Annotated in this window: 11 protein-coding genes; 7 read left to right on the top strand and 4 right to left on the bottom strand. The window is 66.3% G+C overall.

What is annotated here, in order from left to right; genetic code table 11:
• Positions 1–327: 327 nt before the first annotated feature.
• The 3 genes from KBA48_RS29500 to KBA48_RS29510 form a co-directional block, all read right to left on the bottom strand.
• On the bottom strand, positions 328–3,468 hold the full coding sequence (locus KBA48_RS29500) for an efflux RND transporter permease subunit (protein WP_292912267.1): 3,141 nt from the start codon (positions 3,466–3,468) through the stop codon (positions 328–330).
• 94 nt (positions 3,469–3,562) lie between these two features.
• Complete coding sequence (locus KBA48_RS29505; RefSeq protein WP_292912268.1) at positions 3,563–4,672, bottom strand: efflux RND transporter periplasmic adaptor subunit; 1,110 nt, start codon at positions 4,670–4,672, stop codon at positions 3,563–3,565.
• Positions 4,673–5,015: 343 nt separating this feature from the next.
• Positions 5,016–5,342, bottom strand: coding sequence for a hypothetical protein (locus KBA48_RS29510; RefSeq protein ID WP_292912269.1), 327 nt, complete (start codon positions 5,340–5,342; stop codon positions 5,016–5,018).
• 191 nt (positions 5,343–5,533) lie between these two features.
• On the opposite strand from KBA48_RS29510, the gene KBA48_RS29515 reads away from it, so the two are divergent.
• Entirely contained in the window at positions 5,534–6,400 is an 867-nt protein-coding gene (locus KBA48_RS29515) for a CAP domain-containing protein (protein WP_292912270.1), read from the top strand.
• 8 nt (positions 6,401–6,408) lie between these two features.
• Here KBA48_RS29515 and KBA48_RS29520 read toward each other — a convergent pair whose 3' ends face one another.
• Positions 6,409–6,597 carry a zinc-finger domain-containing protein gene (locus KBA48_RS29520; RefSeq protein ID WP_292912271.1) on the bottom strand — a complete coding sequence of 63 codons (189 nt, stop codon included), beginning with the start codon at positions 6,595–6,597 and terminating at the stop codon, positions 6,409–6,411.
• Between the two features lie 210 nt (positions 6,598–6,807).
• Here KBA48_RS29520 and KBA48_RS29525 point away from each other — a divergent pair, with 210 nt between their 5' ends.
• The 6 genes from KBA48_RS29525 to KBA48_RS29550 all read left to right on the top strand — a co-directional run.
• Positions 6,808–7,791 (top strand): ABC transporter ATP-binding protein, encoded by a 984-nt coding sequence (locus KBA48_RS29525; protein WP_292912272.1) that lies wholly within the window; start codon positions 6,808–6,810, stop codon positions 7,789–7,791.
• Between the two features lie 11 nt (positions 7,792–7,802).
• Positions 7,803–8,642, top strand: a complete 840-nt coding sequence (locus tag KBA48_RS29530) for a ChbG/HpnK family deacetylase (protein WP_292912273.1) — start codon at positions 7,803–7,805, stop codon at positions 8,640–8,642.
• A gap of 131 nt (positions 8,643–8,773) precedes the next feature.
• Entirely contained in the window at positions 8,774–9,310 is a 537-nt protein-coding gene (locus KBA48_RS29535; RefSeq protein ID WP_292912274.1) for a hypothetical protein, read from the top strand.
• A 5-nt stretch (positions 9,311–9,315) separates the two neighbouring features.
• Positions 9,316–9,831, top strand: coding sequence for a hypothetical protein (locus KBA48_RS29540; protein ID WP_292912275.1), 516 nt, complete (start codon positions 9,316–9,318; stop codon positions 9,829–9,831).
• Between the two features lie 54 nt (positions 9,832–9,885).
• Positions 9,886–11,337 carry an aldehyde dehydrogenase family protein gene (locus tag KBA48_RS29545; protein WP_292912276.1) on the top strand — a complete coding sequence of 484 codons (1,452 nt, stop codon included), beginning with the start codon at positions 9,886–9,888 and terminating at the stop codon, positions 11,335–11,337.
• 46 nt (positions 11,338–11,383) lie between these two features.
• The coding region (locus KBA48_RS29550) for an N-formylglutamate amidohydrolase (RefSeq protein ID WP_292912277.1) at positions 11,384–11,895 on the top strand (512 nt) is incomplete at its 3' end.

An 11,895-nucleotide genomic window follows, 5' to 3' on the forward strand; every position in this document is an offset into this window, starting at 1 on the left:
CAGCGTGAACACATGCTTGGAAATGTCGATCGCAATCCGTTTATACTCCATCTGGGCGGCTCCCGATGTTGGTGTGTGACAACCCAACTATGGCACAGCGATGCCGGGGGGCCGTCCACCCTAACAATCTGCCGAGGCTTTGACGCTTGGCAGATTGGAGGCCGGCGACTGCCGGCCCGGCACCGCGTGGTGCCGTAAGCCAAGCCGCCGGATGGCGGCGCCCGGCGTCTGAGGGAACACGCAATCTTCCTGGATCAGTCACGATCAAGGAAGATTGGTATCGGTATGAAACCCGCCTTGATCGCGTGCGATCAGGGCGGGTTTTCCTTACTCGGCCGGCACCTGCGGCGGGGCGTTGTGCAGGCGCTCCTCCTCCTCGATGCGGCGACGGATCACGCCGATGGGCTGCACGCCGCGGGCGAACATGCTGTAGAGTACGGGGGTGATGAACAGCGACAGCGCCGTGCCGACGCTGACGCCACCCACAATCACCCAGCCGATGGCCATGCGGCTTTCCGCGCCCGCGCCATGCGCCAGGGCCAGCGGCATGGCACCGAACACGGTTGCGATGGAGGTCATCAGGATGGGGCGCAGACGAAGCTGCGACGCCTCCACCACGGCATCCAGCAATTCGCGGCCTTCCTCGCGGAGCTGGTTGGCGAACTCAACGATCATGATGGCATTCTTGGCGATCAGACCGATCAGCATGATCAGGCCGATCTGGGTATAGGTGTTCAGCGACATGCCCGTCACGCTGATGGCCAGCACGCCACCCAGGCCGGCCGGCAGGACCGAGCCCAGGATCATGGCCGGCAGGCGGAAATTCTCGAACTGCGCCGCCAGCACCAGGAACGCGACCAGCATGGCCATGCCGAAGGCGAACCAGATGGCGCTGCTGGCTTCAAGCTGCAGGCGCGCCGCACCTTCGAAATTGATGCGGGCTTCCGGCGGCAGCACCTCGGTCACGGCGCGCTGCACTTCCTTGATCGCGTCACCCATGACCGCTCCTGATGTCAGATTGGCGGTGATGGTGATGGAGCGCAGCCGGTTATAGCGGTTCAGCTCCGTGGCGCCCGCCACGTCGCGCACATGGATCAGGTTGGCCAGGGGGACAAGCTGCCCCGTCGCGCCCACGCTGGTGGACCGCACGAAGATGTTGGACAGGTCGCGCGGATTGGACCGGTCCTGTGCGTCGGCCCGCAGCACCACGTCATATTCCTCGCCCCGGTCCAGGTACCGGGTCACCAGCTTTTCACCCAGCATGGTTTCCAAGGTACCGCCGATGGTGGTGACCGGCACGCCCAGGTCGGCGGCGCGGTTACGGTCCACGGTCACGTAAAGCTGCGGCTTGGTTTCGTCATAATCGGCGGAGAAACCGGTCAGGCCGGGATATTCCTGCAGCCGCGTGATCAGGGCGTCACGCCATTCGGCCAGTTCCTCGAACGTATTGCCGCCGATGACCACCTGAAGCTGGTTGGCAGAGGCGCCGCCACCCAGGCCCGACGGCAGCACGGGCACGATGCGGGAACCGGGAATGGCCGCCAGCTTGGGGCGAAGCTGGTCCAGCATCTGCGGCACGGTCAGGTCGCTGACCCGTTCATTCCAGGGCGGGGTGCGGATGACGATCATGGCGCGGTTGACGCCCGAATTGCCGCCCCAACCCGGATTGAGGTTGGTCAAAATGCTGTCGATCTCGCCCGACTTCAAATAGGGCTGCAGCAGCGCCTCCACGCGGGCGACCTCCTGCATGGTGTAATCCATGCTGGCCCCTTCGGGACCGACGATGGAAACGCGGGCCACGCCGCGATCCTCCACGGGCGCCAGTTCGCTGGGCAGAATGCTGCCCAGCAGCCCGGTCAGCACCAGGGCCCCGGCCATCAGGGCCAGCACCAGCACCTTTGCCGACAGGGCCTGGCGCAGCGCGGCAGTATAACCCCGCGTCACCATGTCCAGGAACGCCTCGGACCAGCGGAACAGGCCCCGCGCCTCCTGGTGGCCCTTCAGCAGCTTGGATGACAGCATGGGCGACAAGGTCAGCGCCACGATGCACGAGAATGCGATGGCGGCCATCAGCGCGATGGCGAATTCCCGGAAAAGGCGCCCCTGGTCGCCGGGCAGCATGGACAGGGGGGCGATCACGGCCAGCAGCACGGCCGTGGTGGCGATGACCGCGAAGCCGATCTGTCGCGCGCCGCGATAGGCGGCCAGCAGCGGCGGCTCCCCCTCCTCGATCCGACGGGAAATATTCTCCACAACGATGATGGCGTCGTCCACCACCAGCCCCACGGCCAGCACGAAGGCCAGCAGGGTCAGCACATTGATGGAGAAGCCCAGCACCGCCATGACGCCGAACGCTGCCACCAGCGACACCGGGATGGCGATCACGGGGATCAGCGTGGCCCGCAGGGTGCGCAGGAAGATCCAGACCACCAGCACCACCAGGCCGATGGCGACGCCGATGGCATGGAACACCTCATAGATGGATTGTCCCACGAAGGTGGCGTCGTCCTGCCGGACCTCCAGCGCCATGCCGGGCGACAGGTTGCGCCGGAATTCCGACAGCAGCTTGCGCACCCCTTCGGACACTTCCATCGTGTTGGCGGTGGATTGGCGCACGATGCCCAGCCCGATGGCGCTGCCGCCATTCACGCGAAAATCGCCGCGATCGTCGCGGGCCGCAACCTCCACCTTGGCCACATCGCCCAGGCGGATCCAGTTGGCCCCGTCCTGGCGCACCAGCACGGCGGCGAACTGTTCGGGACGGTTCAGGCGGGTGTCGGTGCGCACGGTGAATTCGCGCTGGCTGCTTTCGATGCGGCCGGCCGGCAGTTCGGCATTTTCCCGCCGGATGGCGGCTTCGATGTCCTGCACCGTCACCTGGCGGGCGGCCATGGCGTTGCGGTCCAGCCAGACGCGCATGGCGAAGTCACGCCGCCCGCCGATGCGCACCGACGCCACGCCCGGCACCGTGCCCAGCGAATCCAGGTAGTAGCGGCGGACAAAATCGGTCAGTTCCAACTGGTTCATGCGGTCCGACGACAGGGTGATCCACATGATGGGATTGCTGTCGGCATCGACCTTGCTGATTTCCGGCAGTTCCGCCTCTTCAGGCAGGCTGTCGGTGATGCGGCCCACGCGGTCGCGCACATCGTTGCTGGCGGCATCGATGTCGCGGTCGATCTCGAACTCCACCGACACCGACGAACTGCCTTCGCGCGATCGGGACCGGATGGTCTTCACGCCTTCGATGCCGTTGATGACGCCTTCGATGCGCTCCGTGATCTCGTTATCCACCACCTCGGCACTGGCACCGGGATAGGTCGTGCTGATGGACACGATGGGATAATCGATCTTCGGCAGCTCGCGCACCGGCAGCTTTTCATAGCCCAGCACGCCGAACACGACCAGCATGGCGCTGATCACGAAGGCGAGCACGGGGCGCTGGATCGAAATATCGGAGATCACCATGGCGGGTTTCCCAGGCGTTTCACTGTCTTGTCCATGTCGTTCCAGCCCCCCTTTGGACCAGCAGGGAAGGGGGCGGGAAGGGGCCCGGCTGGCCTCAGAGGTTGGGGCGGGCCGCCGATTGCGAACCGCCGCCCGCCGACGCACCGTTGGCGATTTCCACCTGCACGGCCACGCCATCGCGCACCTTCTGGATGCCGCGCGTGATGACCAGTTCACCGCCCTGCAGCCCCTCGGCAACCTCCACCACCCCGCGCGACCGGGCGCCGATGGTGACCGGCCGGCGTTCAACCTTGCCCGAAACCACCATGAAGACGAATTGCCGGTCGCCGACGGGCACCAGGGACTCTTCGGGCACCAGCACCACGTTGGTGCGGTTGTCGAGGGTCAGTTGCACTGTCATGAACATGCCGGGGCGCAGGTGGCCGTCGGCATTGTCGATACGGGCCACGGCGGCCACCGTGCGGGTGACGTTGTCTACACGCGTGTCGATCGCGGTCACCGTGCCGACAAAGGTCTGACCCGGATAGACCGACGACAGGGCCGCGATCTCCATGCCGGGGCGCAGGTTGCGCAGGGAGGCTTCCGGCACGGTGAATTCAAGTTTCACGGTGCGGGTGTCGTCCAGCGTCGTGATCGTGTCGGCGGGGCGGACCAGGGCGCCCGGGCTGACCTGCCGCAGGCCTGCGTAACCGGTGAAGGGGGCGCGGATGCTGAGATCCTGAAGCCGCGCCTGCACCACCCGCACCTCCGCCTCGTTCCCGGCCAGTTGTTGGGACAGTTCATCAACGCGGGCCTGCGAGACATTCTGCCGGGACAGGAGGGCGCGGGCACGGTCCAGCAACTGGGCTGTGTTGCGACGCGCCGACTCCGCGACGGCCAGATTGGCCCGTACCTCGCGGTCGTCCAGTTCAACCAGAACCGTACCGGCCTGCAGCAACTGGCCTTCGGTGAAATTGATGGATTTGACCAGACCGGCCGTCTTGGCGGTCAGGGTCACCGCCTCATTGGCGCGCAATGTGCCGACGGCATCGAAAGTGACGGCGATGTCGCCGCGCGTGGCATGGGCCGCAACCACATTGACGGGGCGGCTGGCCGCCTGCTGCTGTCCGGCAGGTTTGTCACCCCCGCGCCCGGTCATGTACCAGACGCCGCCACCAATGGCGACGATGGCGACGGCCGTTGCAATTTGAAGTGGCAGGCGCATTTTCCTGTCCGCAATTCGAGTCGATATGGAGCAAGGGTACTCTATCCGTTGGACGGAAAAGCAACCCCCATTAAATCCCTTTGTCTGCCATCCGCAGCCGCGGGTAAATGCGACCTACGGCGAAAATCCCGTATTGGATGCCGACGCTCTCCAACTAGAGCGCGGAAGCGGTCCATCCAACCCCCCAATTGTTACTCGATTGTAACCGGCGGCAGGGGGGGACAAACTTTTACATTTGAAGGGTAGGCCGCGTGGAAAAGGCAGCCGTGATGGCTGGATTCCAGCGCCCTGCGCATCCGGAGGGACAGCGTCCGGATCGGCATTGGATCAGGGAAATGCCGGTTCAGGCGGCGCTGCTTTGCGCGCGGCGGTTTGTCAGTTCGCGCAGGAAGGCGCGATCAATGGCGGGATAGCGCGACGGCATTTCCCGTTCGATCCGGTCCATCAGGTCGGCCGCCGCCATGGAACCGTTGAATTCCTCATACAGCAGGAACCAGGCGGCATAGGTGCGGCCGGCGATGCGGGGATCGTCCCCGTCATCCTGTTCGGGCAGGACCCAGTAACCGAACCGGCCATCGCCACGCTCCCCGACGAAGGGCAGCTTGGTCACGGGCAGGCGTGGCTGGCCGGCATGGCGGCTATCCTGGCTGTGGCTGCGGTTGTTCGACATTTGGCGGTTTTGGGATCAGGTTCTACTTAACGGGGGGAGGGGAAGCATGTTAATGCGTCGTTTACAAGTAATCGTCCAAAAACTGCTGATCTCTACTATATACGGTGCGATTCGGGATGCAATCCCTCTCAACAATAGGTAAGTCCCGCATTGTTGTCACAGGCGCGAACGGTCATAACCAAACGGATGGGGTGGGGCGCCGGGGGCTGGTCCTGTCGGCCTTGGCGCTGCTGGCTGCCGGGCCGTCGCGGGCTGGCGTTTCCGATGCGAAGACCCTGCGCGACACCAATGCCATCGCCATGGAGCGGATACCGGACTATGAGGCGGCGTTTGCCGGTTTCCGCCGGGAATCGGCCGGAATGCCCGATCGCGCCGTCCTGTCCCAGGCGGAAATGGCGGCGATGACGGCGACGGGGGAGGTGCGGCTGGCCGATGGCGCATCCTTTCTGCGGGAGGATGGGGAACTCGGCTGGGTGGCGCGCCATTTTGCCGCACAGCTTGCCGCCGGCGCGCCCTTCGATCACCATGATGCGGGCGGGCGCGGCGCGGCGGATCGTATTGCCCTGCTGTGTCGCCGGCTGGTCGGGGTGAATGCGGAAAATCTCTATGCCAGCAGTGCCTTCGATCCCGACCGGGCTGCATCGGCGGGACGGCTGGGGCTGGACAATCTGATGCAGTCGCCGGGACATCGGGCCAACATCCTGGACCCGCGCTGGACCCATGCCGGCATGGGTGCGGCCGTGGGGCCGGACGGGTTTGTCCTGGTGCAGCTTTTCGCGGAGAGGGCCGCCCTGCTGGCGGCCGCCCTGCCGACCACCCTGCCGGCGGGCGCCCCCCTTCCCGCCGGGTGCCAGCAGGCGGCGGAGGGGGCCTTCAGCGGGCTGGCGCTGGTGCCGATGGACAGGCAGGTGGCGGCGGGCGATTTCCAGCGGCCGGGCGGCGCCCGCGCGCCAGCCTCACGCGGGCTGCATCGAAGCTATTTCGCGCGTGCCGGAGAGCGGACGGAACGAACGGCGGCATACACCATCCATCCCGGCCCCATGCTGCTTGTCGTGTAAACGGGCGGTCAGTGGCCGTGGCCGCCGCCGGCGGCCTTGCCGGCTTCGGTCTGCACATAATGGCGGCCGCAATAGGGGCAATCGACATGGCCCAGGGGGGCCAGCGTCAGGTAGACGCGCGGATGGCCCAGCGCCCCGCCGCCGCCATCGCAGCCGACGGTATCTTCGTCGATATAGATGGTCTCTGCGGGCTGCATGTCTCTGGTTCCTTGAAGCGTTCGGTTCGGATCCCGATATGTCGGGTGCGGCGCATCATACTCCGGCGCGCGGTTTGCGCAAGACCGCCAGCCCTGTCCGTGTCCGGCCCCCGCCGTTGGGGAAATTGACCGGCAGCAGCGGCGGGTGTACGCCAGACCCATGTCCCGCGGCGTCGCCACGCCGCCCACCCCATCGGGAACCCATCCCCCATGCCAGACAGCCTGAACCGTTCCAACGATATCGCCCTCGCCAATGCCCCGGCGGCCGCCATCGAGATCAAGGATCTGCGCAAGACCTATCGCGGCTCGGCCAAGGCGCCGCCGAAGGAGGCGCTGAAAGGCGTCTCGCTGACCATTCCGCGTGGGTCGATCTATGGGCTGCTAGGCCCCAACGGGGCCGGCAAAAGCACCACGATCAACATCCTGGCGGGCCTGGTGAACAAGACCAGCGGCAAGGCCAGCATCTGGGGCATCGATATTGATGAACATCCCCGATCCGCCCGCGCTGCCATCGGTGTCGTGCCGCAGGAACTGAACCTGGACCCGTTCTTCACCCCGCGGGAGATCCTGGACCTGCAGGCCGGCCTCTATGGTGTGCCCAAGGCCGAACGGCAGATCGACGCGCTGCTGGAGGCCGTGGGCCTGAAGGACAAGGCCAATGCCTATGCGCGCACCCTGTCGGGCGGTATGCGCCGCCGTCTGATGGTGGCCAAGGCCATGGTCCATGCCCCGCCGGTGCTGGTGCTGGACGAGCCGACGGCCGGCGTGGATGTGGAACTGCGGCAGAGCCTGTGGGCCCATGTGCGCGAACTGAACAAGGCCGGCACCACCATCGTGCTGACCACCCATTATCTGGAAGAGGCGCAGGAACTCTGCGACACCATCGCCATCGTCAATCATGGTCAGGTGGTCGCCTGCGAATCGACGGAGACCCTGCTGGGCCGTATCGACAGCAAGGAAATGGTAGTGACGCTGGATGCCGATCTGGCCGCCGTGCCCGATGCGTTCCGCGCGTTCGATGCCCGGCTGGAGGGACCGCGCCGCCTGACCATCCATTACAAGCCCAGCCAGACCCGCGTGGCCGACCTGCTGGGCGCCATGGCCGCTGCCGGCCTGGCCGTCAAGGACCTGTCGATGGTGGAAAGCGACCTGGAGGATGTGTTCCTGCAGATGACCCGCGCCCCGGCTGCCTGAGGTCCTGCCCCGTGGCGCCGCGCACCGTCCGCGTCATCGCCGATGATTACGCCCTGTCGCCGGGCGTGTCGGCCGGCATTCTGGAACTGGCGCGGGACGGGCGCTTGTCGGGGACGGGCGCCATGGTGCCCAGCCCCCGCTGGCGCGCCGATGCGGCGGCGCTGCGCGATACGCCTGCCGGCTTCCAGACCGGCGTTCACCTGACCCTGACCGGCGCCCTGTCGCCGCTTGGCCCCATGCCCGGCCTGTGTCCCGGCGGGCGGTTTCCGGCATTGGGGCGCTGGCTGCTGCTGTCGCATGCCGGGTGGCTGTCGGGGCGGACGGCGCGGGCCGAACTGGCGGGGGAAATCGCGCGGCAACTGGATGCATTCGAACATGCGATGGGCCGCGCCCCGCATTTCATCGATGGGCACCAGCATCTGCATCTTCTGCCGGGCATAAGGCCATTGCTGCTGGAGGAGATGGCCCGGCGTTATCCGCCCGGCAGCGTTTGGCTGCGTGACTGCGGGGAACCGCCGGCGCGGATCGGCGCGCGCGGGGTGGCGACGGGCAAGGCCCTGTTCATCGCCCTGCTGGCGCGCGGGCTGGCACGTCAGGCGGCGGCCCGGTCCATTCCCACCAACCATGGATTCAGCGGCATCTATGATTTCACCGGGGACTTCCCGGCATTGATGGCGCGCTTTCTGAGTGGGTTGCCGGACGGATCGGTTGTCATGGTGCATCCCGCCCGGCCCGATGCGGAACTGGCCGCCCTGGACCCCGTGGTCGGGGCACGGGGGGCCGAACTGGCTTTCCTTTCGGCCCCCGCCTGGCCGGCAGCACTGGCCCGCGCTGGTCTTCAATTAGGATAAGGCTGCCATACGGCATCGGGATAGGTTCAACACCGCGACAGGCCCACCCATTGGTGGTACAATCTAACATGATTCTCTTGGCGGGGCGGCCTTGGGAAGGGGCGTGGAACACGCAGCGCGGGATTGCCACCTTGGAAGTGAACTCGGTCCTTTTTGTCATCGGCATCCTTTCGGCCATCGGCGCGGTCTCCATCGCGCTGGTCCGGCAGGTCCTGTACTATTCCCGGCGTGCCCAGATTTCCCGCATCACGGAAGAGAATCGCGAACTGAACCGCAAGCAGGAGGAACTGACCAAAGCCTACCGCGAGGGTCAGGAGGCTGTCCGCCAGGGTGAGGTGGAGCGCAAGTCCGCGACCACCCAACTGGCCGATGCGCAACGCCGATTGAAGGTGGCGAAGGAAGATAATTACGTGGTCATCCACGAGGTGAACGAGCCGTCCGGATCGCGCAGGCTGTTCACCGTGCCCATGACCCTGGGCAGCACCCTGACGCTGGGCCAGAATGTCATCAAGGAGAGCAAGTTCCGGGCGGCCCGGCATTTCCTTGAGATCTGGGCGGATAGCGCGGAGGATGCCAATCGCATCGCCCGTACCAATTTCCCTCCCGACAACGGCTTTGTCCTGTCCAAGGCGGCGCCGGCCGCTGCCACCGCTCTTGCGGCGGAGTAAGGGGCATGCTGATCCAGGTGGGCCTTGTCCTTCTGATGCTGGTCTCGGTGGCCTATGCCGCCGCCGTGATGCGGCGGATCGAGATGGATGTCGCGGAATATCAGCGTGACCTGCGCGCGGTGGAGGAGGACCATCACAAGCTGGAGGTAGCCTGCAACACCCTGCGGTCGCTGTGCAGTCAGGTGGATGGCGAAGTATCGAAGATCCGCGCCGATATCGCCGAACTGACCGACAGCCGCGCCCAGATCGAGGCGGAGATCATGGCCCTGGCGGAGGCGCCAAAGCAGCGGCTGTTCATGTTTGACCGGGCCACGCTGGGCCACGGAAAGCTTTGGGAAGTGACCATCGTCAATGCCGGCGGTTCGGCGGTTGCCTCGGATTCGGCCGTGGAATGGGCGAATGGCCGTACCTATATTGTACCTGGAACGACCGATCGCGATGCCAAATTCAGGGCGGAACCGAAGTTCCTGCCTTCCATGGGCTATCGCATTATGCAGGTTGAACGGTTCCGGCGCGCCTGACCCCCTGCCAAGGAACGGGGTGGCCAAAGCCCTGCCGGACGGGAGGGAGGGGCCATGGCGGACGCCGTCATCGAATTCCCATCGGGCCAGATCCGGCAGAGACTGGCCAGCGCCGCGGACCAGCGACTGTCCGGTGCCTTCCTGCGGCTGCGCGACGGCTGGAAACGGGATGGCGGCCTGACCGTGCAGCGGCGTTGCGACGCCCTGGACGAGCTGGCCCGTCTGCTGGTGAAATATCAGCAGCCCCTGGTGGAGGCGGTGTCGCAGGATTTCGGCCATCGGTCGCCGCATGAAACCCGACTGGCCGATATCCAGGCCTGTCTTACGGCCATTCGCCACACGCGGCGGCATTTCCAACGCTGGATACGCTCTGCGGAGGCCATGGCGCCGGTTTCGCCCCTGTCCAGCCGCGTCAGGGTGGAGCGGGTACCGGCGGGGGTGGTCGGCATTGTCAGCGCCTGGAACCACCCTGTGCGGCTGGCACTGGTTCCCCTGATCGCCGCCATCGCGGCGGGCAACCGCGTGCTGCTGAAACCGGCGGAGGAAACGCCCCGGACGGCGGCAATGCTGGACCGGATGCTGTCCGAACTGTTCGAACCGGCGGAGGTGGCCGTGGTCATCGGCGGGGCGGACATGGTGCAGGCGGTCAGCCGCCTGGCCCTGGATCACCTGCTGTTCGCCGGACCGGTGGCGGCCGGACGCCAGGCGATGCGGGCCGCCTCGGACGGGTTGGTGCCCATCACCCTTTGTACGGGCGGTCAGGCGCCGGCCATCGTCGCCCCCGGTTTCGATCTGGACGATGCGGCGGAGCGTATCGCCATCGGCAAGCTTTTTAATGCGGGTCAGTCCGGCATGGCACCGGATTACGCCCTGGTTCCACGCGGCCGGGAACTGGAATTCGTCGACCGGTTTGAACGGGCGGTGACCCGTCTCTATCCCCGGCTTGGCAGCAATCCGGATTATTCGGCCATCATCAATGACGCGCAGTATGAGCGGCTGCTGTCCTTGATCGACGATGCCCGACGGCGCGGCGCCTGCGCCCGGTTCATCAACCCGGCGGGAGAGGCGCTGGAACCGGCCCGGCGCAAGCTGGCGCCCACCCTGCTCTGGCAGGTGCCAGACGGGGCCGCGATCCTGTCGCAGCAGGTGTCGGGGCCGATCCTGCCGCTGCTGTCCTATACGACGCTGGAGGAGGCCGTGGTGCTGGTGAACAGCCGTCCGCGTCCCCACGGCCTGCATCTGTTCAGCCGGCGCCGGGCCGATGTGGATTTTGTGCGGCACCATGTCAGGGCCGGTACCATGATCCTGAACGAAGCCCTCTCGCCCACGGCCCCCGACGCCGTGTTGTTCGGCGGCGTGGGGGCCTGCCATGGCGAAATGGGGTTGCGAACCTTCAGCCGGGTGCAGCCCTTGCTGGAGGCGCCGCGCTTCGACCTGTCACGCCTGATCCATCCGCCCTATGGCGACCGCATCGACCGTCTGTTGCGCTGGCTGTCCGTCAGGTGAAATCGTTTGCTTCCGCCCCGCCGGCGATTGCGATAATCAATAGGGCATGGATATCGCGCCGCCCGCCCTGCTGACCGCCGCCGATCCGGCGCCCGTCCGCATCGTCAATCCCGACAGCTCCGGTCCGCTGCTGCTGGTCTGCGACCATGCCGGCAAGGCGGTGCCCGCCGCCCTGCACGGGCTTGGCGTACCGGATACCGAACTGGACCGGCATATCGGCTGGGATATCGGGGCGGCGGCCGTGACGGAGGGGCTGGCACGCCGGCTGGATGCCTTGGCCGTGCTGTCGGTCTATTCGCGGCTGGTGGTGGATTGCAACCGCTGGTCCGACAGCCCGACCCTGATGCCCGCCGTCAGCGACGGCACGCCGGTGCCCGCGAACCAGGACCTGACCGAGGCCGCCCGTGCCCTGCGGCTGGAGGCGTTGTACCAGCCCTATCACGATGCCATCACGGCTGCGCGGGCGCGGATAGCCGGGCGCGGTCAGGGGGCGGTTCTGATCTCCATCCACAGTTTCACGCCCCAGACGAACGGTTTCCAGCGGCCATGGCACGTGGG

Source organism: Niveispirillum sp., from assembly GCF_017996735.1.
In the GTDB taxonomy this organism is placed as follows: Bacteria; Pseudomonadota; Alphaproteobacteria; order Azospirillales; family Azospirillaceae; genus Niveispirillum.